Origin of the sequence: Chryseobacterium indoltheticum (assembly GCF_003815915.1) — a bacterium.
GTDB lineage: Bacteria > Bacteroidota > Bacteroidia > Flavobacteriales > Weeksellaceae > Chryseobacterium > Chryseobacterium indoltheticum.
Map to the genome: position 1 here is coordinate 230,563 of NZ_CP033929.1, position 23,964 is coordinate 254,526.

The 23,964-nt window shown below is 35.2% G+C and carries 21 protein-coding genes and 3 tRNA genes; 6 read left to right on the top strand and 18 right to left on the bottom strand.

What is annotated here, in order from left to right; all coding sequences use genetic code 11:
- Positions 1-73 precede the first annotated feature (73 nt).
- The 9 genes from murG to mraZ all read right to left on the bottom strand — a co-directional run bounded on the left by murG (position 74) and on the right by mraZ (position 10,628).
- Positions 74-1,207, bottom strand: coding sequence for an undecaprenyldiphospho-muramoylpentapeptide beta-N-acetylglucosaminyltransferase (gene murG / locus EG358_RS01110; RefSeq protein ID WP_076561445.1), 1,134 nt, complete (start codon positions 1,205-1,207; stop codon positions 74-76).
- Positions 1,208-1,275: 68 nt separating this feature from the next.
- Positions 1,276-2,514, bottom strand: coding sequence for an FtsW/RodA/SpoVE family cell cycle protein (locus tag EG358_RS01115; protein ID WP_076561444.1), 1,239 nt, complete (start codon positions 2,512-2,514; stop codon positions 1,276-1,278).
- 63 nt (positions 2,515-2,577) lie between these two features.
- Positions 2,578-3,906 carry a UDP-N-acetylmuramoyl-L-alanine--D-glutamate ligase gene (gene murD / locus EG358_RS01120; protein ID WP_076561443.1) on the bottom strand — a complete coding sequence of 443 codons (1,329 nt, stop codon included), beginning with the start codon at positions 3,904-3,906 and terminating at the stop codon, positions 2,578-2,580.
- Positions 3,907-3,993: 87 nt separating this feature from the next.
- Positions 3,994-5,235: a phospho-N-acetylmuramoyl-pentapeptide-transferase gene (gene mraY, locus EG358_RS01125; protein WP_076561442.1), complete on the bottom strand. Its 1,242-nt coding sequence runs from the start codon at positions 5,233-5,235 to the stop codon at positions 3,994-3,996.
- An 81-nt stretch (positions 5,236-5,316) separates the two neighbouring features.
- Positions 5,317-6,777 (bottom strand): UDP-N-acetylmuramoyl-L-alanyl-D-glutamate--2,6-diaminopimelate ligase, encoded by a 1,461-nt coding sequence (locus EG358_RS01130; protein WP_076561441.1) that lies wholly within the window; start codon positions 6,775-6,777, stop codon positions 5,317-5,319.
- A gap of 65 nt (positions 6,778-6,842) precedes the next feature.
- Entirely contained in the window at positions 6,843-8,834 is a 1,992-nt protein-coding gene (locus EG358_RS01135; protein WP_076561440.1) for a penicillin-binding transpeptidase domain-containing protein, read from the bottom strand.
- The gene (locus EG358_RS01140; RefSeq protein WP_076561439.1) at positions 8,818-9,183 is read right to left on the bottom strand and encodes an FtsL-like putative cell division protein; all 366 of its coding nucleotides are present in this window, start codon (positions 9,181-9,183) and stop codon (positions 8,818-8,820) included. The genes EG358_RS01135 and EG358_RS01140 overlap by 17 nt, the downstream gene beginning before the upstream one ends.
- 72 nt (positions 9,184-9,255) lie before the next feature.
- Positions 9,256-10,149, bottom strand: a complete 894-nt coding sequence (gene rsmH, locus EG358_RS01145; protein WP_076561438.1) for a 16S rRNA (cytosine(1402)-N(4))-methyltransferase RsmH — start codon at positions 10,147-10,149, stop codon at positions 9,256-9,258.
- Positions 10,150-10,169: 20 nt separating this feature from the next.
- Positions 10,170-10,628 (bottom strand): division/cell wall cluster transcriptional repressor MraZ, encoded by a 459-nt coding sequence (mraZ, locus tag EG358_RS01150; RefSeq protein ID WP_076561437.1) that lies wholly within the window; start codon positions 10,626-10,628, stop codon positions 10,170-10,172.
- A gap of 270 nt (positions 10,629-10,898) precedes the next feature.
- Between mraZ and EG358_RS01155 the strand changes: the two genes are divergently transcribed.
- Genes EG358_RS01155 through EG358_RS01165 form a run of 3 tightly spaced genes read left to right on the top strand, consistent with a single transcriptional unit; the run spans position 10,899 to position 12,788 of the window.
- Positions 10,899-11,660 carry an alpha/beta fold hydrolase gene (locus EG358_RS01155; protein WP_076561436.1) on the top strand — a complete coding sequence of 254 codons (762 nt, stop codon included), beginning with the start codon at positions 10,899-10,901 and terminating at the stop codon, positions 11,658-11,660.
- Positions 11,661-11,719: 59 nt separating this feature from the next.
- Positions 11,720-12,343, top strand: coding sequence for a ribosome biogenesis GTP-binding protein YihA/YsxC (yihA, locus tag EG358_RS01160; protein WP_076561435.1), 624 nt, complete (start codon positions 11,720-11,722; stop codon positions 12,341-12,343).
- Positions 12,336-12,788 (top strand): GNAT family N-acetyltransferase, encoded by a 453-nt coding sequence (locus EG358_RS01165; RefSeq protein ID WP_076561434.1) that lies wholly within the window; start codon positions 12,336-12,338, stop codon positions 12,786-12,788. The genes yihA and EG358_RS01165 overlap by 8 nt, the downstream gene beginning before the upstream one ends.
- Before the next feature lie 205 nt (positions 12,789-12,993).
- Here EG358_RS01165 and EG358_RS01170 read toward each other — a convergent pair whose 3' ends face one another.
- From EG358_RS01170 to EG358_RS01190, 5 genes are all read right to left on the bottom strand, one after another.
- The gene (locus EG358_RS01170; RefSeq protein WP_076561433.1) at positions 12,994-15,624 is read right to left on the bottom strand and encodes a hypothetical protein; all 2,631 of its coding nucleotides are present in this window, start codon (positions 15,622-15,624) and stop codon (positions 12,994-12,996) included.
- Positions 15,625-16,175: 551 nt separating this feature from the next.
- Positions 16,176-17,753 (bottom strand): helix-turn-helix domain-containing protein, encoded by a 1,578-nt coding sequence (locus EG358_RS01175; protein WP_076561432.1) that lies wholly within the window; start codon positions 17,751-17,753, stop codon positions 16,176-16,178.
- Positions 17,754-18,080: 327 nt separating this feature from the next.
- A tRNA-Leu gene (locus EG358_RS01180) sits at positions 18,081-18,164 on the bottom strand.
- Positions 18,165-18,172: 8 nt separating this feature from the next.
- Positions 18,173-18,245: transfer RNA gene (locus tag EG358_RS01185), tRNA-Gly, on the bottom strand.
- 9 nt (positions 18,246-18,254) lie between these two features.
- Positions 18,255-18,336 (bottom strand) — tRNA-Leu (locus EG358_RS01190).
- Positions 18,337-18,509: 173 nt separating this feature from the next.
- Here EG358_RS01190 and EG358_RS01195 point away from each other — a divergent pair.
- The 3 genes from EG358_RS01195 to EG358_RS01205 all read left to right on the top strand — a co-directional run bounded on the left by EG358_RS01195 (position 18,510) and on the right by EG358_RS01205 (position 20,473).
- A complete protein-coding gene (locus EG358_RS01195; RefSeq protein ID WP_076561431.1) occupies positions 18,510-18,887 on the top strand; it encodes a DUF3127 domain-containing protein in 378 nt (125 codons plus the stop codon).
- A 61-nt stretch (positions 18,888-18,948) separates the two neighbouring features.
- Positions 18,949-19,602: a leucyl/phenylalanyl-tRNA--protein transferase gene (aat, locus tag EG358_RS01200; RefSeq protein WP_076561430.1), complete on the top strand. Its 654-nt coding sequence runs from the start codon at positions 18,949-18,951 to the stop codon at positions 19,600-19,602.
- A complete protein-coding gene (locus tag EG358_RS01205) occupies positions 19,589-20,473 on the top strand; it encodes a DMT family transporter (RefSeq protein ID WP_076561429.1) in 885 nt (294 codons plus the stop codon). Before aat ends, EG358_RS01205 begins: the two co-directional genes overlap by 14 nt.
- A 95-nt stretch (positions 20,474-20,568) precedes the next feature.
- Here the strand turns inward: EG358_RS01205 and EG358_RS01210 are convergent, their stop codons facing one another.
- The 4 genes from EG358_RS01210 to glmM all read right to left on the bottom strand — a co-directional run bounded on the left by EG358_RS01210 (position 20,569) and on the right by glmM (position 23,951).
- Positions 20,569-21,951: a tetratricopeptide repeat protein gene (locus tag EG358_RS01210; protein WP_076561428.1), complete on the bottom strand. Its 1,383-nt coding sequence runs from the start codon at positions 21,949-21,951 to the stop codon at positions 20,569-20,571.
- Between the two features lie 63 nt (positions 21,952-22,014).
- Positions 22,015-22,311, bottom strand: coding sequence for a type II toxin-antitoxin system RelE/ParE family toxin (locus EG358_RS01215; protein WP_076561427.1), 297 nt, complete (start codon positions 22,309-22,311; stop codon positions 22,015-22,017).
- A complete protein-coding gene (locus tag EG358_RS01220) occupies positions 22,308-22,529 on the bottom strand; it encodes a hypothetical protein (protein ID WP_076561426.1) in 222 nt (73 codons plus the stop codon). The genes EG358_RS01215 and EG358_RS01220 overlap by 4 nt, the downstream gene beginning before the upstream one ends.
- 39 nt (positions 22,530-22,568) lie before the next feature.
- Positions 22,569-23,951: a phosphoglucosamine mutase gene (gene glmM / locus EG358_RS01225; RefSeq protein ID WP_076561425.1), complete on the bottom strand. Its 1,383-nt coding sequence runs from the start codon at positions 23,949-23,951 to the stop codon at positions 22,569-22,571.
- Positions 23,952-23,964: the final 13 nt, after the last annotated feature.

Sequence of the window (23,964 nt, forward strand, 5' to 3'; positions counted from 1 at the left end):
TGTTTTGTCTGTCTAAACCCTTCGACAAGCTCAGGGTGACATCTCTAATACTAACTGCTTTTATATAATTTTGTCAGGCTGAGCCTGTCGAAGCCTTAACTATCTCATCCACAATCTCTTTTGCCGCATTGGGTTTGGCAAAATATTTCAGATTTTCAGACATTTCTTTTCTTACATTTTCATTTTCGCAGATTTCTGATAATGTATTCCAGAATTTTTCCTGCATTTCAGAATCTCTTACCATTTTGGCTGCATTTTTTTCAACGAGATTCATCGCATTTTTAGTTTGATGATCTTCCGCTGCGAATGGAAATGGAACCAATAAAACAGGTTTCTGCGCTACCGCCAATTCTGAAATGGCAATCGCTCCCGCTCTTGAAACAATGACATCGGCCGCTGAATAAGCGGTTTCCATGTCTTTGATGAATTCCTTTATTTGTATTTGGTTGTTAATTGGTTGTTGGTTATTTCCATCAACTGACAACTGACAACTATCAACAATTTCTTTGTAATCCAACTTTCCGGTTTGCCAGATTAACTGATACCCTTTTTCTTTTATTTTTTCTAAATTCTCTTTCCAAGCGTTGTTTAATGTTCTCGATCCTAAAGAACCACCAACCGATAAAATGGTCAGTTTATTTCTATCTAAATCTAGTTTTTCTTTAGCCGAAGAAGTTTCCTGCATTCCTGAAATAATATTCTCACGAATAGGATTTCCCAAAAACTTTATTTTTTCAGCCGGAAAGCCTTCCACTTTTGGGTAGGCAGTAAACACGGCTTTTGCTTTTTTACTTAAAATTTTATTCGTCACTCCTGCATGAGCATTCTGTTCCTGAATAAAAATCGGAATTCCCATTTTACTGGCTTCATACAAAGCTGGTCCGCTTGCGAAACCTCCTGTTCCTACTGCAAAATCGGGAGCGAAATTTTTTATTATTCTTTTAGATTTAGATAAACTTTTCAAAATTTTGAAAGGCAACCCTAAATTGGATAACATATTTCCTCTGTCTATTCCTGCAATGTCAATTCCTTCTATTTTGTAGCCAGCTTGCGGAACTTTTTCCATTTCCATTTTTCCGTTGGCTCCAATGAACAAAAACTCAGCATCAGGAAATCTTTTTTTGATCTCGTCCGCAATAGCGATTGCCGGGAAGATGTGCCCTCCTGTTCCGCCGCCTGATAACAATACTTTTAGTTTTTTGTTCATACTTTTTAATATTGATAAATGATGATTGATAAGCGATATGAAAATCAATTATGCATTATCATTTATATTTATGCAATGTCGTTTATCTCGACAATGCTTTGTTTTTTACCCATTCCTTCTTCATCATATATCTGGATTCTTGAGCTAATATTTAAGATAATTCCGAGCTGCATGTAGGTTACCAGCATCGATGTTCCTCCGTAACTAATCAGTGGCAAGGGCTGTCCTGTAACCGGAATAAGATTCACAGCAACGGCAATATTTACCGCTAATTGTATGAAGATCATTACCCCGAGACTGAGCACGAGCAATGAGCCAAAAAATGCAGGCATTTTACTGGCAATCATTACAATTCTGACAATCATAATCAGATACATACTGATGAGAAATCCTGCTCCTATTAAACCATATTCTTCAACAATTACAGCAAAAATAAAATCGGAAGCAGATTGCGGAAGCATTTGCTTTAACGCAGATTTTCCTGGTCCCATTCCGGTAATTCCACCATGAACGATAGCTGCTTTTGCCTGCATTACCTGATAATTTTTTGCTTTTACACTTTCATCATCAACATCAGCAGATTTTGCTTTGCTCGATGTGAATGTTTCGATACGGCTCATCCATGTATGAACACGGTTTCCGCCAATCATATTGGTATTTAAAGCAATTAATAAAAACAATGCAATGGCAACAAATGATGCAGAGATAAACCCTGCAATGTATTTCCAGTGCAGTTGCCCGATAATCAAAACAATTACTGAAACCATTAAAATCATCAACGCAGTAGAACCATTATCTTTTGCAACCAATACAAAAACCAGCAAAATCGGCCCGAAAATGTACATTACATTTTCAATCGGAAGCCTTTCTCTGGTAATTTTCTTGGTTAAATATCTGCACAGATAAATAATCAACATTAAAAATGCAAAAGATGACGGTTGGAATGAAATCGGTGTTCCGGGAATCTTCAGCCATCTTGAGGCACTTGCCCCATCAATCGTTTGCCCTGTAAACATTGTGACAATCAAGAGAATAATCATTAAACCCAACATAATGCTGCTGAGTTTTCCCATGTATTCATACTTCACAGTTCCTACCAATCGCATGATTGCCAAACCTAAAACTACAAAGAACATATGCTTCATTACGTGACCCGTTGTGGTCCCGTTATTTACAATATATTCAAGATTTGAACTTGCAGAATATACCGGGAAAATAGAGAAAATGGAGATCACAAGAATGACCATCCAAAGTACTTTGTCGCCCTTTAGAAATTCGAATCTGCTTTCTATATTCTGTTCGTTCATATTATTTAATGAATAATGAAAAATTAAGAATGAAAATCATTTTTAACTATTCATTGTTAATTCTTAATTTTTTAACACTTGCTCTTTAAACTGACGACCTCTGTCTTCATAGCTTTTGAAAAGATCAAAGCTTGCACAACAAGGTGAAAGTAAAACCGTATCACCACTTTTAGCTAATGATTTTGAGATTTCTACCGCATCTTTCATACTTGAAGTGCTGTAAATAAATTCTTTTTTGTTTTTGAAGAAGTCAATAATCTTTTGATTATCAATTCCTAAACAAACAATTGCCTTTACTTTTCTTTTAACTAAATCCTCAATTTCGGTATAGTCATTTCCTTTGTCTAAACCTCCGACAATCCAAACTGTAGGATTTTTCATGCTTTCTAAGGCATAATAAGTTGCATTTACATTGGTTGCTTTGCTGTCGTTGATGTATTTTACCCCTTCAATTTCTGTAACAAGCTCCAATCTGTGCTCCACCGCCTGAAAAGTCATCAATGAATTTCTGATACTTTCATTATTGATTTCCAATATCTTACCGGCAATTGAAGCCGCTAAGCTGTTGGCTACATTATGATTTCCTAACAAAGACAATTCATCAACTTTCATTGAGAATTCCTCTTTCAGTTTTACCACAATTTTATCTTCCTCCACAAAACCTCCTTCAGACAATCTTTCATTTGTTGAAAAAGGGATCATTTTCGCTTTAATTTCAAATTTTTCAAGAATATTTTTGCTCATTTCATCATCTTTATTGTAGATGAAAAAATTGTCATTCTCCTGATTTTCAGCAATTCTGAATTTCGCTAAAGCATATTCTTCGTAGTTATAATTGTACTGATCCAAATGATCTTTCGACAGATTTAACAATAAAGAAATATACGGTCTGAAATTCTGAATATCATCCAACTGGAAAGAACTTACTTCCAAAACATAATATTCGTGGTTTTCATCGGCAACCTGTTTTGCAAAGCTGTAGCCTATATTTCCTCCTAAACCTACATTTAATCCGTCGTTTTTCAGGATATAATAGATCAAAGAAGTAGTCGTTGTTTTCCCATTGCTTCCTGTGATGGCAATGATTTTGGCATCGGTAAACTCTGAAGCAAACTCAATTTCAGAAGAAAGCCTGATTCCTTTCTCATGAATTTTGTTGATCATTTCCGCTTTTTTGGGAATACCCGGACTTTTTACAATCCAATCAGCATTTAAAATTCTTTCTTCATCGTGGTTTTCCTCTTCAAACTCAATGTCATTTTCTGTAAGAAATTGTTTATAGTGATCCTTAATGGCTCCTTTGTCTGAAAGAAATACTTCCAAACCTTCTTTCTTAGCCAAATAAGCAGCACCACAACCGCTTTCGCCACCTCCTAAAACAACTATTTTCATATCTTTTTTGTATTTATGTACATTGTATTCATGTATCCTGCATTTACAAAATCATTAATACGTTAATACATTCTTACTTTTTACAATTTATCTCATCTTCAATGTAATGAGACATACAATTGCCAACATAACCCCAATGATAATCATCCTGTTAACGATTTTACTTTCGTGAAAACCGTCTTTCTGATAATGATGATGAAGCGGAGACATTTTAAACAATCTATTATTTTGGGCATGTTCCAGCCCATATTTTCTTTTTCTGTATTTAAAGACAACCACCTGCAGCATTACTGAGATATTTTCGATTAAGAAAATCCCGCAAAGCACAGGAATCATCAGTTCTTTTCTTAAAACAACCGCTAAAACAGCAATCACACCGCCCAACATCAAACTTCCGGTATCTCCCATAAAAACCTGCGCCGGATAGGTATTGTACCAGAAAAACCCGATTACTGCACCGACCATTGCGACGGCAAAAATGGTAGTTTCACCCATATTCGGGAGGAACATAATATTGAGATAATCTGCAAAAATGATATTCCCGGAAACGTATGCAAAAAACGCAAGCGCCAGAAGAATAATGGTGCTCGTTCCTGCGGCGAGCCCGTCGATTCCGTCGGTAATATTTGCTCCATTTGAAACGGCTGTTACAATGAAAATAACGATAGGAATAAAAACAATCCATGCCCATTCGTGGGCATCTTTATCATTCATCCAAAATAAAATTCCGCTGTAATCGAACTCATTATTTTTGGTAAAAGGAACGGTAGAAACAGTAATTTTTTCTGTCGGCATAAAGTTTTGTTCAACGTTATTTCTGTTGACTACTTTTGCATCAGCATATTTTCTTTTAACCGTAATGTCGGGATGGAAATACATTGTAACTCCGACAATTAGCCCTAAACCGACCTGTCCTACAATTTTGAATTTCCCGCTTAATCCATCTTTATTTTTCTTTATTTTCTTTAAATAATCATCTATAAAACCAATTGCTCCCATCCAGATCACCGTTACGATCAAAAGAACAATATAAATGTTGGTAATTCTTGTAAACAGTAAAACCGGAATTAAAGTCGCAATAATAATGATGAAACCTCCCATTGTAGGTGTTCCCTCTTTTTGTTTTTGTCCGTCTAATCCTAAATCACGAACTAACTCGCCCATTTGTTTTCCTCTCAGGTAATTGATGATGCTTTTTCCATAAACGAGGGCAATCGTCAATGAAAGCAAAACAGCCATCCCTGCGCGAAACGAAATGTACCTCAACATTCCCATTCCCGGAATGTGGATGCCTTGGCTCGTTAAATATTCGTATAAGTAGTATAACATTTTTTACTTTTTTATAAATGATAAATGATTATTGATGAATGATAAAATCAATTAACATTGATCAATTATCGATTATAAATTTTATTTACTCATAAGCTTCCAAAGCTCATTAATTACTTCTTTGTCATCAAAATGATGTTTCACCCCATTGATTTCCTGATAATTTTCGTGACCTTTTCCGGCAACGACAATAATATCTTTTGGTTCGGCAAACTTTATTGCCATTTTTATCGCTTCTCTTCGGTCCGGAATTGAAGTGTACTTGCTGAAGTTTTGTGGCTCAACACCCGCCTCAATTTCTTTTATGATCACTGCCGGATCTTCTGTTCGCGGATTATCTGAAGTGATGATTGCCAAAGTAGATTTCTTTGTGGCAATATTTCCCATTTCAGGTCTCTTTGAGTGATCTCTGTCGCCTCCACAACCGAAAACCGTAATTAGTCTTTCGTTTTTCGTTCTGATATCGTTTACGCTGTCTAAAACATTTTCGAGCGCATCCGGTGTGTGTGCATAATCTACAATGAAGAAAATTCCACCATCAGATTTGAACGTTTCAAATCTTCCCGAAACTCTTTTCAAAATACTGATTGCCTGAAGAATTTCTTCCTGCTGGAAGCCTAATTCAGAAGCAATTCCGAAGACCAAAAGCAAATTGTAGACATTGAACTTCCCTGTTAAGGTTGTCCAGAATTCTTTTCCATTGAAATTTAACAGCATTCCGTTAAAATCAACTTCTAAAGTTCTTCCGTGATAATCTGCCATTGTTTTCAAAGCATAAGATTTTTTCTTTGCTTTGGTATTTTGCAGCATCACATTGCCGTTTTTATCATCAACATTTGTGATTGCAATAGCGTCATCATTCAACTCATCAAAAAACCTTTTTTTCGTTTTTAAATATTCATCAAACGTTTTATGATAATCAAGATGATCGTGTGTAAGATTCGTAAATCCTGCAATTTTGAAATGTAAACCTTCAGTTCTATTTTGAGAAATTCCGTGTGAACTCACTTCCATAAATGCAAATTCGCAACCTGATTCTACCGCTTTAGCTAAGATCTGATTGATCGTAATTACATCCGGAGTTGTATGTGTTGCAGGAATTATTTCATCCCCAACTCTTATTTCAACTGTAGAAAGCAACGCTGAATTATAGCCTAAATTTTTAAACACATCAAAAAGCAAAGTAGAAACTGAGGTCTTTCCGTTGGTGCCGGTAACTCCTATTAACTTTAATTTTTCAGAAGGATTCCCATAGAAATTAGAAGCCAATTGGCCTAAAGTTTTAGATGAATCTTTTACTTTGATGTAGGTGATATTTTGATCTAAATTTTCCGGTAATTCTTCGCAAACAATGGTTTTTGCGCCTTTTTCAATAGACGATGTAATAAATGAATGTCCATCTGCAACCGTTCCTTTTACAGCAACGTAAAGTGAATCTTCGGTAACCTTTCTGCTGTCGAAAACCAAAGCAGAAACTTCACGATCGTTTTTACCGTGGATTTCTAAAACTGGAATTCTTTTTAATAATTCAATTAATTGCATTGCTTACTTTTTTAATAGGATTTCATCCTATTCTTTATTAAATCATCCTTTTGGAACTCTCTTTTTTAATTCTGCAGAGACAAATATATTCTCTGGTTTTTGCTTATCGTCGTCCCTTCAAGCGGGAATTGCTCTTTGATTCTACCGACTCCTTTGAAGTCTACACGATAGCCTAAATTTTCCAATTGCGGGATTACGTTTTTACCGATTAACCCAACTACACTTGGCATTTGCTTATTATTAACTGCTACTTTTACATTCGGCTCCACCATTTTATTAAGGTTTACCTTTCTGTCGACAAGCATTTCTTTTTCAACATTCTGTGGTGTTTTCAGGAAAGTTTTTCCGGCAATTTCTTTAAAAACCGGCGCAGAAACTGTTCCTCCATAAAACCCTTTTGCCGTGTTGGGCTCGCTAATCATCACGTAACACGTATATTTCGGATTATCTGCCGGATAAAATCCTGCGAATGATGCTCTGTATTTCATTGGACCGGGAAGCCAGTATTCAAATCTTGCCGTTCCTGTTTTTCCTGCCATTTTCAGGTTGGGTGTGAAGATACTTCTACCTGTTCCTTTTTCTACCGCTTTTGTCAAAGCACTGGTCATCATCTGAATTGCTTTTTCAGAAGCCATTTTTTTAACAATTACTTCTTCTTTGGCTTTAAAAATTGTTTTTCCGTCTTTCATTATTTTATCAATGAATAGCGGCTTTACCATTCTACCCTTGTTGGCAACTCCGTTGTAGAAGGTTGTCAACTGTAAAAGATTAATATTTGATGAATATCCGTACGCAATTGAAGCCAATGTTGCAGCGTTCCATCTTTTATTATCCGGAGTTACGATTTTAGGTCTTGCTATCCCAGGAAGCTCGATATCCATTTTATCAAATAATTTCCATCTTCTTAAATGATCAAGGAAAATCTGAGGCTTTTCTGCGTAATATTTTGTGATCAGTTTTGCCGTTCCTACATTGCTCGATTTTGCCAGAACATCACTGATATCATACGTTCCACCGCCATGTCCATCAGAAATTCTTTGTTTCGCATACGTCCAGACTCCATTTCCTACATCTACAGTTGTATTCTCATCGATAAAACCATCATCCATTGCTGCCAAAAGAGAAATCGTTTTGAAAGTAGATCCCGGTTCGATATTATCTTTTAAAGCATAATTGTAGGCATCTTCATAAACTCCGGGTTCGGTCTGTCTTAAATTAACCAAAGCTTTCACTTTTCCGGTCTCAACTTCCATTACGATTACCGTTCCGTGTTTTGCTTCGAAATTGATCAGCTGTTTTTCTAAAGCCGAATGTGCAATATCCTGAATCCTAAGATCTAATGTGGTGTAAACATCCTGCCCGTCAACAGGTTCGCTTACTTTCCAGAAATCAATTGGCTTCCATTGAGACGAATTGACTCTTTGCTCCAATCTGCTTCCGTCGGTTCCGGTAAGAAACTTTGAAAAAGCACCTTCCAGACCGGATCTTACTTCGCCATTATCCATCCCAATTGTTCCGGAACCGATTTCTGAAGTTGCCAATTCTCTTTTATAGTTTCTGTCAACAATGAATCCACCTTTATTTTTACCTCTTTTAAAAATCGGAAAATCTCTGATTCTGTCGTACTGATCAAAATCTAAACCTTTTACCAAAGAGTAGTATTGGTTTTTCTTTCTCTTCTGCTCGTCGAATCTTTTTCTGAATTCAGCTCTTGGTTTTCCGAACATCTTGCTCAAAGAATCTGTAAGAGCGCCTATATTATTGCTGTAAACAGTATCTTTTATGGTTTTAAAATCAAGATAAATATCATAACGCATCACCGTTGTAGCCAAAATTGATCCGTCTGAAGCAAACAAATTTCCACGAGCGGCTTTCAGAGTTGCTGTACGGTAATTGCTGTTGATATAATCGTCTTTAATTTCCTGAACATTGGTATTCTGAAGCACCACGATTCTTGCCAAAAACATTACGAATATGCATAAAGCAACAGTTGCGAAGAGGTAACCCCATCGCAGTGTTTTTTTTCTTTTGTTATCGTAATCATTTTGTTTTTGCATCACTACTGTCTAATTTTATTAACAATTTGTGCGGGTGACTTTCTAAAGTCATTAGCGAATCTGCGGCGACTTCTTTGCCCAATTCAGATTCCATTTTTACTTTGATCAGCTTGCTTTGTGCGTAAGCGTTTCTAGATTTATATTCTTCTGTTTCTTCTTTTAAAGCGTTAACAATTTTTATTTTTTTGTTGACTAAATGATTACTGTAAATCATCGCCATCATTAAGACAAATAACAACAGGAAAAATTTGTAATGAACTTTTATTTCATCACGATTCAGAAAATTTCCTTTTATAATATCTATAAAAGTAAGCTTCTTCTGGGGACGATTTGTTGTTCTTTTTGCCACTTTATTTATTAATAATAGGTAAATAGTAATGTGTAATATTTTAAAAATTGCTTATTACCCATTTCTTATTATTTATAATTTAATTCCTGTTCTCATTTTAGCACTTCGGGCTCTTGAGTTTTCTTCAATTTCCTTATCATCAGGAATAATTGCTTTACTCTTCACCAATTCGAATGCTTTCTCGTAATTTCCGTAAATATCACGTTGCGGCTCACCTTCAAACATTCCGTTTTTCAAAAATCTTTTTACTAAACGATCTTCCAGAGAATGATAAGAAATAACTACCAATCTTCCACCAGGTTTTAACATTTTGTAAGACTGAACCAGCATTTCTTTTAAAACCTCAAGCTCTTGATTAACCTCAATTCTTATTGCCTGAAACAATTGCGCATAAAATTTATTCACTTTATGAGGCGGAAGATAACTGAATAGTTTTTTCAGATCTTCCGTGGTTTCAATTGTTTTATTTTTTCTATGATGTACGATGTCACGAGCCAACTTTCTCGCTTCTCTCAATTCACCATAGTAATAAAAAATATCTGCTAAAGATTCTTCGTCATAGTCATTGATTACTTTTTTGGCATCAAGACTCTGCATAACGTTCATTCTCATATCAAGCGGCGCATTGCTTCTTGTAGAAAAACCTCTTTCGCCAGCATCAAATTGATGAGACGAAACTCCCAAATCCGCTAAAATACCGTCAACCTGAGAAACACCATACATCAAAAGAGAATTTTCAAGAAATCTGAAATTCTGATTGATTAATGTAAATTTCGGGTCATCTATATTATTTTTGAGCGCATCAAGATCCTGATCAAAACCGTAAAGTTTTCCTTTTTCAGAAAGTCGGCTTACAATCTCGCGTGAATGTCCACCGCCACCAAATGTGCAGTCTACATAAATACCGTCCGGATTCGTCACCAAATCATCCACACTTTGCTTCAATAAAACGGGGTTATGATACATGCTTATTTGTGTTTATTTAATTATTCTTCGTCAAACGCTCCCATCACATCTTCTGCAAGACTTGCAAAATCATCTTCGTTGGTCGCAATTACTTTTTCGTATGCTTCTTTATCCCAAATTTCAAAAAGTTCTCCTGCACTCGTCACCACAATATCTTTCTGAAGATTGGCAAAATGAGTAAGATCTTTCGAAATCTGCAGTCTTCCGGCACTATCCAGCTCCACAGTTTTCACTCCGGCGGTAAACATTCTGATAAAATCTGCATTTTTTTTGATGAATCTATTCAGCTTATTTATCTTATCCATCAGCTTATCCCATGCTTTCATAGGGTACACTTCCAGACACGGTTGAAACACAGAACGCTTTACCACAAAGGTTTTATCCTCAAAGTTCTCCATCTGCTTTATAAGAGATGATGGCACTTTCAGGCGACCCTTGTCGTCTATTTTGCACTCATATGTTCCAATGAAATTTCTCATTTGGGACAAAATTATAAATATTTTTCCAAATCCTCCCACTTTTTCCCACTTTTTGACTTAATGTTAATAAGTTTCATTAAATATTGAATATCAATAAGATAAAATCATTTCCAGGATTTGCTACAAGTGGTCTTATATTTGAAGCATAGCAAAAAGAATTGTAAAAAATACCATAACAATAGGTTTCATATATTATTTTTAGTTTATATTAGTTATATCAAAAATTTTTTGGTGTTTAATTTGTATTTTTGCAAGGCTTAGAAAGGCATTATGAGATTTAGTACAAAAAAAGAAAAGAAATATACGTTTATAGAAGCTGGGGAAGGTCATCCACTTGTGCTTTTGCATGGGCTAATGGGTGGATTGAGTAATTTTGACAAAATGGTGAATTTTTTTTCAGAAAAAGGATTTAAAGTTTACGTCCCTCAATTACCGATTTACGATTTACCGGTACTCAATACCAATCTCACCACGATTGCAAAATATGTAATCAAATTTATCGAAACCAATATTGGCAAGCCGGTTACTATTGTAGGTAATTCTATGGGGGGGCATGTAGGTTTAATTTTAACTTTAGCACGTCCCGATCTGGTGCAGAACCTTGTATTAACGGGAAGTTCAGGATTATACGAGAGAGCTTTTGGCGACAGTTTTCCCAGAAAAAACGACCGTTCTTATATAAGAAAGAAAGCAGAGGAGGTTTTTTATGATCCTTCGGTAGCTACTGAAGATTTGGTAGATGAAGTTTTCAGTGTGGTAAACGACCGAATGAAAGGAATCAAAACGGTGATGCTGGCAAGAAGCGCCATCAAACACAATATGTTGAATGACCTGCCTAAAATCCAGAGACCGACATGTCTGATCTGGGGAAAACAAGACAATGTAACACCGCCTGAAGTTGCGATTGACATGCACAAATTTATCCCAAATTCAGATTTATTCTGGATCGATAAGTGCGGACATGCGGCAATGATGGAAAAACCAGATGAGTTTAACGAAATTCTTTACGACTGGGTAAAAGACAAAATATAAAATGATAAACCATTAAGACTTTCTTAATGGTTTATCTTTCTAAATAAAATTCAAGAAAAATGGTTATAAAAACAGCAGAGTTTGTGAAAAGCAGCGGAAAATGGCAGGAATGCCCTGAAGGAACGATTCCTGAGTATGCTTTTATCGGACGATCAAACGTTGGGAAGTCTTCATTAATCAACGGAATGTTGAACAGGAAAGATTTGGCAAAAACTTCAGGAACTCCAGGAAAAACTCAGTTGATCAATCATTTCCTTATTAATGAAAACTGGTTTCTTACCGATTTACCAGGATACGGATATGCAAAAGTCTCAAAAGTAATGAGAAGAGATTTTGAAAAATTGATTAATAATTATATTTTAAACAGAAATAACCTCGTTAATCTTTTCGTCCTTGTTGATTCTCGTCACAGTCCGCAAAATATTGATTTGGAGTTTATCCAATGGTGTGGAGAAAGTGGCGTTCCTTTTTCAATTGTTTTCACGAAAGCTGATAAGCTTAAGCCAAGCATTTTGATTAAAAATGTGGAAGACTACAAAACTGAGCTTCACAAAACATGGGAAGATTTACCGGAAATCTACGTTACCTCTGGGGAAAAGAAAACCGGAACTGAAGAAATTTTAAGTTTTATTCAAAAAACGAATGAATTTTTGACTAATAACAGCGTAACATTCAATGAATAATATCGTTTGGAAAATAAAAAGTTTCGAAGAACTGACGACTTCTGAACTTTACGAAATCATCAAAGCAAGAGTAGATGTTTTTGTGGTAGAACAAAACTGCCCTTATCCCGATTTGGATAAATACGATCAAAAAGCATTACATCTCTGGGCAGAGCAGGAAGATCAAACCGTGTTGGCATATTGCCGAATTTTCGATAAAGGAATAAAATATAACGAGACCTCAATAGGAAGAGTTTTAACCTCAGCAAATGGGAGAGGAAAAAATCTAGGCAAACAATTGATACAATATGCTGTTGAAACCATTGAAAACCGTTTCAAAACTTCTGAAGTAAGAATTTCTGCACAAGATTATCTTTTAAGATTTTATTCAGGTTTTGGCTTTAAAGAAACTGACAAGAAATATCTGGAAGACAACATTCCGCACACAGAGATGTTTAGATCTTAACATCCAAGCTTCGCAAATGCGGGGCTTTTTTTATTTATAGAAAGAGAAATTATGCAGGTATATTTAAATATCATCATATAATTCTTCAGACTTATATTAAAAAATTACATTGAAAGAAAGTGCCGCAGGAAAAAATTTCTCCTACGGCACAAAACACAAATGATAAATAACGTATTTCTTATTTACTATATTAATTATTTGTTTCTTAATTTACTGCGATTGCAATTATTGAATTTTCAGACCAATTTCCTGTAAAATTATTTAAGAATCCACCTGATATTGTTCCCGAAACTTCAGTAGCACCAGCAATATATTTATAAGTTTTACTTGCTCCGGAAGTATTATTAATGAAAATCACTCCGGTTTTCGAATCTTCACGATGTGGTCCGGATACAGTGAAAGTCATAGAGCTTGGCTGTGTAATATCTGCGGAAGGTGATGCAGCCTGCCCTATAGTCGTTACATTGGTTTGATCAGAAAAGGAAGACCTCACAAGCATCCAATCGTCTGGAGATATAAGTATGCTGGTACTTCCTGAATCATTTCCAGTAATATAAGTAAATTGAGTGATTGTTACCAGCCATTTTCCCGGAGGCAAAGTAATCGATGCTCCGGTATACCTTAAATCCGAAAATTGTTCGAAAGGTAAGTTATATCCTCCAATCTCGCCTTTTACGACAGAAACTTTAGGCGATTGCCATGTTCCTACACCGTCTGCGTCAGAAGTCAATATTTTATCTGCTCCTTGCGTACCATCTACAATTTTCACAGCACCATTGGTTGTGCCGTTGTTAACTTCTAGTCTTGTGGAAGGTGCTGTAGTACCAATTCCTATATTTCCTGCGGGGGCTGCTTGTGTTCCGGTTAGTCCGGTTCCAAAAATAGCTCCGCCGATATTGAGTTGGTTACTGCCTGTGCTAGTAGCTAAATCCTGAAATGAGCCAATTGCTATATTATTGGAGGTTGCATCCTCCAAATTACCACCTGCAGTAAATCCTATACCAATATTATGACGTCCTGTTTTATTAAGCGGATTTGACAAGGCACTATGTCCGATGGCGACATTTAAGTCTCCTGTTGTATTGTAGGGTAAAGTACTTTGCCCAATAGCGACATTACTGTTTCCTTCTGTGTTTCCTGTCATCGCACTGTGTCCGATAGCAACATTTGAAAAACCTTCTGTACTGTTGTACAAAGCAAAACTGCCCATTGCAACATTGTTTCCTCCTGTGTCATTTGCTTTTAAACTTTCATATCCTACAACAGCATTACTGTTTTTGTTGCCACTACCCCTTCCGACAGTAATTCCATTCAAATTTAAATCTCCACCTGTAATTGTCTTGATCGTGTTGTTTGCATCGACTGTATTATAAGTTCGCTCTCGCTCTGTATTATTGGTTTTTACTATAAAATCCTGAGTATCTGTAGTACCTATAAAATTTGCTCCGGCCGTGGTTCCGCTGTTTCCTACAAGAGACCAATCATTTCCAGTTCCTGTAGCTAAGTCCTGCCAAGTTGCTAAACCATTTGCATCGGAAGTTAAAATTTTACCTGCTCCCTGTGTTCCATCTACGATTTTAATAGCTCCGTTTGTTGTGCCATTATTGATTTCTAGCTTTGTAGTCGGTGCGATTTCACCAATACCAATGTTTCCGTTTTTCAATACTGTTAAAGCATTTGATCTTGCCTGATCGTTACCATTTCCTATCTGAAGCACAGGATCAGTAGCGACCCACTGGTTGGTACTTGAAGAAGTCATAATAGCTGCATAACGACCAAAAACAGTTTCATTGACAGAACTTGCAACATTATTTTCGCCAAATGCTACAGCATCATTTCCGGAGGCTGTATTTCCTAAGCCAAACGCAAGAGCTCTTGAACCCTCTGCTTTATTCCGTTCGCCAAAAGCAGTAGTATTTTCATTACTCGCAACATTTTGGAAGCCAAAGGCTACAGCATTACCACCACTGGCTGTATTTTCGAGACCAAAGGCGAGAGATCTGTTGGCGGAAGAAATATTATGTCTACCAAAAGCTGTGGACCAAAATCCGCTTGCAATATTTGATGCTCCAAATACAGTTGCCTGAGGTGCTGAAGCCGTGTTTCTAGTACCAAATGCAGTTGTTCCAAAAGACGATGATACATTACTATATCCAAAAGCAGTAGATGCAACTCCTGTGGCTTCATTATAAAGATTTCCTGTAGTGCTAGTGGCATCTTCGTTTCCTCCCCAAGTCATTGCGTTTATTCCAAGAGCTTGATTATTCCATCCAAAAGCTGTAGAATTTTCACCAGAAGCGATCGTTCCGTTTCCAAATGCTGCCGAGTTTACACCATTGCTTCCTGAATGATTTGTTCCCATGTGAACGGATCCTTCTACATCTAAAGCTATATCTGATACCATTGTACTTTTACCAATAGCAACATTCCCCGACTGATAAATATTTTGACTGTTTTGGGTTGCGGGAAGATTTGTTAAAGAATCATACCATGGTTCTGAACCTGAACCTGCAGTATTTAATTTCTGCCAGAAATTTCCGTCAAAAAAATAGTATCCACTGCTGGTCACATTTATAGTTTTTGCGCTGGTATCGGCTGAAGCCAAAGGAGTTGTTACATAGATAAGCGCTGCATTTTGATCTGCTCCATACAAAGCATCTTTAGCTTTCAGTTCTGTGCCGGAAAGTCTAGGAACTAGAAACCCGTCAATTTTAGACATATCAGTCGGTTTACCGGTTACATCCAAAGTTGCCTTTGGTGTTTCTGTATCAATCCCGACTTGAGAGTAGGCAAGACTGGAACAGAATAATGCAATTGTAAAAATTTGCTTTTTCATTTTTTTGTGTTTAAATCATTATACTTAAAACGCCGTTTTAAACTTTCATTGTTGTTTTATCTATGTTCTTAATTATTAAGAATGTAAAATTCTGAAATTTAGATACAGCTTTTTTTGAACGGATTAATATTTACCCGTCAAGTAAAGCACAATTAGATTAAAAAATTATGCCTTGGGAACTAATTTTAAATTCATAATTGTGCTTTTTTTGTGTTAATAAATAAACTTTTTTTCATCATAGATTGTATTCAATTTCCGTAAATAAAACAATCTTTTTTAGAATCGTACGCAATGCTGAGAAAATAATATTAGGGAATTATATAATTATTTTCCTCACTTGTATTGCGGTTGCAAATCTAATTCAATTCGAATGTACAACCTACAAAATGATTAGTACAATTCCAGAATTTTACAATACCATCAAATCTATTATCGATTGATAAACAAAACATTACAATTACCATTTGAAAATTTTCTCTTTTAATAAATACTTCTTTTAAATCAGCCAAAAAAGATAGAATTATCAGTTTTTTCGTCTTTGTAGCAGTAAATTATTCGTTGTAATCTTTTTTTTCTTTTTTATTTTTCTCTTTTAAAGAGGCTATAAATTTTGAAGGGGAAATTTTATTTTTTTGAGTAAATACTTTCGTAAAATAGCTGTGCGAAGAAAATCCTCCTAAATCTGAAAGATGACTAAGCTTGTATTTTAGGCTTTCCGGGTTTTCGTGAAGGTATTCCAGAATATATTTGATCCGTAAGTCATTAATATATTCATTAAACGTTTTACCATGATGTTCTTTTAGTATACTGTTGATGTATTTCGTATTGGTATCTAAAATACTAACGAAATTACTTAATGTAAAGTTTTTAGCAGTAAAAGCTTTTCCTTTTTCAAACTTCTCCAGCTTTTTTAATAAATCCGTCTTTGTTGCTTCTGATATTATATGAGGTTTTGAATCTGCACATTGCGAAAGGGTTTCTTCATTTTTTTCTTCTTCATCTATAACAGAATTGGACGTTTCTTTATTATTTTCAAGCTCTTCTATAATCTCTTCAAAGTATGCTTTTTGTTTTTTTCTTTTTCTTCTTTTAAATATTAAAACTCCTAAAGACAAAAAGACAGCAACCAGAATAAAGATATATTTATATTCTCTTTGATGTATCAGATTAAGATCCTGCCTGCTAATCTCCTGATTAATTACTTTAGTACTTTCTTTTCTAAAATGATCTTTACGTTTTAAAAATTCAGCAAAAAGCATCTCTCTTTCTTCCGAGGCATCGATATTGAGCTTCAAACGCTGTTCTAGTAAAACGGTTAATCTCTCATTCATTTTACTTTTTCTGGTGATATCAATTGCTTTATCAAAATGGAGCACTGCACTTTTTTCATCGTTTTCTTTGGCTGCAATAATAGCTTTGCAAACATAGTAGATCTCTGCTCTCCAATTTAATTCGTTGAAAAATTGAGAACTAGCTATTTTAGATTCAAAAATAGAAATTTCGTTTTTCGCTTTTTCAATATCACCAATCATCAGGTAATCAAAAGCTAAGTAACACTTCGAAAAAGCAAACTCCGACATTACATTTTGTGGAAAATTTTTATCTAAGCCTGTTTGGAAATAGCTGTTGCAAAATGTGCGATACGGAATTGCCTCAGTATATTTTTTTTCGTTCTCTAACAAAATAGCCTTTAGTTTTTGAGTCATGGCATTCAGAAAGGGGTCATTATGTCGTATAGCCGTTTTTTCTGCCTCATTCAGATATTGAGTTGCTTCATGCATAACTCCGCACTTATGATAAGCAAGTGATAGGTAGTAATTCGTAATGAAATGCTCTTTTTCTTTATGATTTTTTAAGAATAAGAGATCGGCTTTTTTTGCGTAAAAAATACTTTTGCTAAAATTTCCTTTTAGATAATGCCCAACAGAAATGTACAAATAGCTTTTGGAAGTTTCATCATCGGTTTTAGATAAACGGAGTGTTTTCTCACCCTCATTAATGAGCTGATCAGAAGTTTTAAAAGATTGTGGATAGATATCAATTGTTGATTTATATATATCTTTATTTACAGTATTTTGTCCAAAACAAATTACCGCAAATAAAAAGGTAAGCATTCTCAGTATCTTCATTCTTATTTGTATTTTCTTTAAGTTAAATCTTATACAGTTTGAGTGAAGAAGAAAGTTTATACCCACAACATCAATTTATATAAAAGTCATGTTTTTTCATTTATTTTTATAAATAAGCAAACGGTCTAAAGAAACATAATAAAAATTTGTTATGATAAAATCAACCACACACAATTAGCACACCGATCAAAAAGTAGCACACACTTACCCCATACTACTAAGTTTTCAGGTTTAATTTATGCATTTATATTGTTGAAGAAAATTAGGTATGAGAAAGTATTGGATATAAAAAAACCCTCCGTAAAATAAATTACAGAGGGTTTTATGTACCCCAGACGGGACTTGAACCCGTACATCCTTGCGGATACAGGATTTTAAGTCCTGCGTGTCTACCAATTCCACCACCAGGGCGTGATGAGAGCGAAAAACGGGACTCGAACCCGCGACCCCAACCTTGGCAAGGTTGTGCTCTACCAGCTGAGCTATTTTCGCAATTTGTAGTGCGGATGAAGGGACTCGAACCCCCACGCCTCACGGCACCAGATCCTAAGTCTGGCGTGGCTACCAATTACACCACATCCGCATTATTATTGAGTTATTTTAAAGAACTTGTTTCGTTTTTGTGAGTGCAAATATAGGGCAATTTTCTTTACTTCCAAACCTTTTCGAAAAAAAAATTAATTTTTTGTAAAATTTATTTGAAACCATTCTTTTTAAATTTCATTTTATTACTTTTACACCGTTAATATTTACGATATGGAATTACAAGGAACGGTAAAGAAAATCACTGAAGTTCAAACATTTGCAAGTGGTTTTCAAAAAAGAGAAATGGTTATTCTTACACAAGAGCAGTATCCGCAGCCCATCAACATCGAATTTTTACAGGATAAAATAAATTTGTTGGACACACTGAAAGAAGGAGAAAATGTAAAAGTAGGAATCAACATCAGAGGTAGAGAATGGGTTTCGCCACAAGGAGAAACAAAATATTTCAACTCTATTACAGGATGGAGAGTAGAAAAAGTTTTGGATAATGCTTCAGAACCTACACAAGCTGCACCATCTCAATCTGCTTCTCCGGTTTCAAATGAAAATCCTTTTGCCGGGGACGATGACGATGATTTACCTTTTTAATCCGAAATAAAAATCAAATACTAATCCTGCTTTTTGAAAAAGTGGGATTTTTTTTCCAGTAATGGTTCGATTAGACAAAAACGAAATATCATTTCCCGATCCTGCACAATATGACGGTCACGAAGGTATCATTGCTTTTGGCGGCGATCTGTCTGTGGAAAGAATCTGGTTTGCTTATCAGAATGGTATTTTTCCGTGGTTTAATCCTGGAGAAGAAATTCTTTGGTGGTGCCCGGATCCCAGATTTGTACTTTTTCCTCATGAATTGAAGGTTTCGAAGTCGATGAGAAAAATTTTAGATAAAAAAGTTTTTACCATTACCGAAAATCAAAACTTCAGAGAAGTGATAAAAAACTGTCGGGAAATCAATCGCAAAGGTCAGGAAGGAACCTGGCTTTCTGATGAACTGATAGAAACTTTTATTACACTTCATGGTTATGGATTGGCCCGAAGCGTAGAAGTCTGGCAAAATAATGAGCTCGTTGGCGGGCTCTACGGAATACAAGTCGGAAAAGTTTTTTGTGGCGAAAGTATGTTTGCAATGGTGAGCAATGCTTCTAAAGCAGGATTTATTCATTTTATAGAAACTCACAAAAGCGACTTCACAATCATTGACTGCCAATCTCACACCGATCACTTGGAAAGTTTGGGGGCGAGAATGATTCCTAAAAAAGATTTTTTGAAAATTTTACACAAAAACAATGAACGCAGATAAAGAAAAATGGCTTCTTCTGATTATACTAAGTGTCATTTGGGGCTCTTCATTTATTTTAATTAAAAAATCCTTAGACCATTTCAGCCCTTATCAGGTCGGAGCTTTAAGAGTTTTGATTGCCGGAATTATCTTAATGCCTGTTGCTATTTCAAAATACAGACTTTTCCCGAAAAAACATTTGAAATGGCTTATTTTAGCCGCTTTTACAGGCAATTTCATCCCAATGTTCTTATTTCCTATTGCCGAAACCCAGATAAGCAGCAGCATTGCAGGAATCATCAATTCTATGATGCCTATTTTCGTGATTATTGTTGGAGCTTTAATCTGGAAATTTGAAACCACAAAAAGACAGATGACCGGAGTTTTCATAAGCTTTACCGGAGTTTGCCTGCTTGCATTTGGTGGTGATGACAGCACTCAGTTTAAAATATTTCCCATTTTTTTACTTCTGCTGGCAACATTGTGTTACGCAATGAGTACAACGACTGTAAAATCAAAATTAATGGATGTATCATCTACCGTTTTATCGGCATTTGTATTTTCTTTCGTTTTGTTTTTGCCTTCATTGATCGCTTTGCTTTCTACAGGTTTTGTTTCTCAGTTTACATTCACCAAAGAAAATATGATCGGATTAGGTTTTGTAAGCTTGCTTTCTGTTTTCGGAACCGGATTGGCAATGATGATGAATTATCGTTTGTTGAAAGTTTCTACTCCGCTCTTTGCATCAACCGTTACTTTACTGATGCCGATCGTTGCTATTATTTGGGGTGTTTTGGATGGTGAAAAACTAACTGCTGTGCAATTTGCAGGAACAATTGTCATTATTGCTGGATTGATCTTTTTAAGGGCTAAAACTATTGTTCAAAAATAAATCCCGCATTGATGCGGGATTTCTTATTTAATTAATGCTGAAAATTAATTTACGGAAGATCGAAAACATCTAACTTCCATCATCCAACATCAAGCTTATAAATTCTTCTTTTTAACCTTTGCCTTAGCCTTTTTCACCTCATCTTTGATGTACGGATATTTTTTCTGCATATCTGTAATCAATGAAGGATCGAGTTCTAAAGCCTTTTCAAGAGATTCACCTCCATTTTCATGGTCTTTCAAATTAAAATAACAGTTGCTCAGCTGATAAAACAATTCTGCTCTGTAATGATGTTTTAAAGCTAAATTTAAAACGGTAACAGCTTCTTCATATTCACCAACCAACATCAAAACTTCAGAATATGCATACCAATTGTAAAACCTTGATGGCTCTGCATCTACAAGCTTTTTAAGACAAGTAAGGCTTTCTTCAAACTTACCGGAATCGATAAATAAAAATGCCAGTCTTTTTTGATAATCAAGGTTGCTGTCATTTAATAATGTTGCTTCTTTTGCAAAATGCAAAGCTTCCGCCATTCCGCCCATTTCTTCGTAAAGATAAGACTGCTCCATCATCGCAAGATAAAACTGAGGATCTTCTCTTAATGATTTCTGGAAAGAATTTAAAGCAATAATCGGCTGTTTTAAAGCTTTATGACACAATCCTATTTTATAAAAAGTAAATGCTTTGGTGTATTCCAACTCCAACATTTCTTCATATACTTCAATTGCCTTCTGATATTGATTTAAAGCTTCATAACAAGCTGCTTTGCTCGCATAAACCCCAACTGCGCTGGAATTGATTGCCAGCATATAATCGAAACCTTTGATGGCTTCTTCGTAATTTTTTCTATTGAAATAATACTGTCCATACTCGCTCCATGCAATTTCTGAATACGGAAAATCGTCAAGATAATCGTTCAAAAAAGCAATCGCTTCCTCACTCTTATTCAAATCATTAAAGCAGATCATCGCATTTTCTAAAGAATATTCATCCATAGGATCTTCTTTGAGTGCTTGCTGATAATGTTTAAGTGCGTTAAAAGGATCTCCCAAATTGACATATTCGTCTGCAATAAAGTTATTGAGGAAGTTTTCTTCTTCATTCAATTCCAGGGCTTTTTTGCAGATTTCGATGGATCTTTTAGGATTACCTAAATTCGAATAATACTTAGCGTAGCAAACCAAAAAGTCTGTATTCTCCATAGAAGAACCTTTTAACTCTTCGATTAATTCTTTCGCCAGATTATAATCTTCCCACTCTAAAAGAACCTCCAATTTTTTAATTTTGATTTCTAATGAGTTGGGATGGAGTTTCAGACCAAAATTAACTGCAATATCGGCATAATTAAAATCTCCAAGCTCCAAGTAATAAACAATAATGTCTTCTAATTCTTCTGTATCGAAGTAGAATTCATCATTGTTTTCCATCATTTCTTCGAACTTTTTTACTAGTTCATTTCCAAAATATTCTTCCAATATAGTATCTCAGCGTTGTTTTCAAAGTCCAAAATTATTTTATAAACTTCGAAAAAACTTTTTTTAATTAAATTTATTTTTCTTCGGATCTTGCCTGTTATCAAAAAAAGATAATATTCTAATTTCCTTTGTTGAAGTTCGATAACTTAACGAGAAATTTTCCAAAATCAACACTCTTCGTAATTCTTTCGTACTACTTTTGAGTCCTATTTTATTTTGATTCCTAATCAGGTTAATCATCCGCAAAGTTTCATCAAGAATTTTTTCTGAATAAATATTTGATTCATTGTGATTTGTCCAATATTGATAAACCTTGTCAATTTCTTTTTTTGCACGAACTGACCAGGTTATTTTTGTCATCTTCCGTATGATTTTAAAAAATCTTCATGAGAAACAACATTTCCTTCTTCAAAATCTTTTATTCCTAATTCAATTAATTCTTTTTCTGCATCAGAAATTTTATTCCACCAATCATCCTCATCATTAATTTCTTCTACAAAATCAATTTCAGCCGCTTTCAAAATTGCTTTAATTTTGGCGAGTTCTTTTTTATTTTTTGGATTAATGGTAATTGTCATTGCACTATTTTTCTAAACTAAATGTACAAAAATTCTAAACTAAATCAAACTTTTGATCTTTTCAATTATTTTATCTCCCAAATCATCAGCTTCTTCCTGAGATTTTGCCTCTGTGTATATTCTGATAATCGGTTCTGTATTCGATTTTCGAAGGTGAACCCAATTGTTTTCAAAATCTATTTTTACGCCGTCTACCGTAGAAACCTCTTCATTTTGATACTCTTTTTCCATTTTAGTTAAAAGATCATCCACATTAATTTCCGGAGTAAGCTCTATTTTCTTTTTACCCATAAAATAGCTTGGATAGCCAGCTCTAAGTTCAGAAACTGTCTTGTTTTCTTTTGCCAAATGCGTTAAAAACAAAGCAACACCTACCAAAGAATCTCTTCCGTAATGAAGATCAGGATAGATAATCCCACCGTTTCCTTCACCACCAATTACGGCATTTTTTTCTTTCATTAAATTCACCACATTCACTTCTCCTACTGCACTTGCAAAGTATTCTGAATTGTGAGTTTGGGCAACATCTCTCAAAGCACGGCTTGAAGAAAGGTTTGAAATCGCCACGCCATTTTTATTTTTCAATAAATAATCTGCAACAGCAACCAAAGTATATTCTTCACCAAACATTTCTCCTTTTTCGTCAACTAAAGCCAGTCTGTCAACATCCGGATCTACAACAACGCCAAAATCTGCATTTTCTTTTATGACCAGTTCACAAATGTCTCCCAAATGTTCTTTTAAAGGCTCCGGATTGTGTGGAAACTGTCCATTTGGTTCGCAGTATAGTTTAATTGTTTCACAGCCCAATTTGTCTAAAAGCATAGGAATTGCAATTCCGCCTGTAGAATTTACGGCATCTAAAACGATTTTATATTTTTTAGCTTTAATTGCTTCTGCATCTACCATCGGCAAATCGAGAATCTGCTGGATATGAATATCAAAAGCATCATCTCTTGTTTCATATTTCCCTAAATCGTCCACTTCAGCGTAATCGAAATCTTCATTTTCTGCCAAAGCTAAAACTTCAGCACCATTTTCTCCGCTGATGAATTCCCCTTTTTCATTTAATAATTTAAGGGCATTCCATTGTTTTGGATTGTGAGAAGCGGTCAAAATAATTCCGCCGTCTGCGTTTAATTCAGGAACCATGATCTCAACAGTCGGAGTTGTAGAAAGTCCCAAATCAACTACATTAATACCTAATCCCTGTAACGTTGCTGTAACTAAAGAATTGACCATTGATCCGGAAATTCTTGCATCACGACCGATAATTAAGGTTAAATCTTTTTTATTTTTTTGAGCCTGAAGCCAGGTTCCAAATGCAGAAGCAAATTTTACAACATCAAGCGGCGTTAAATTATCACCAACTTTCCCACCAATCGTTCCGCGGATTCCTGAAATACTTTTTATTAATGACATTTTTTAATATTTT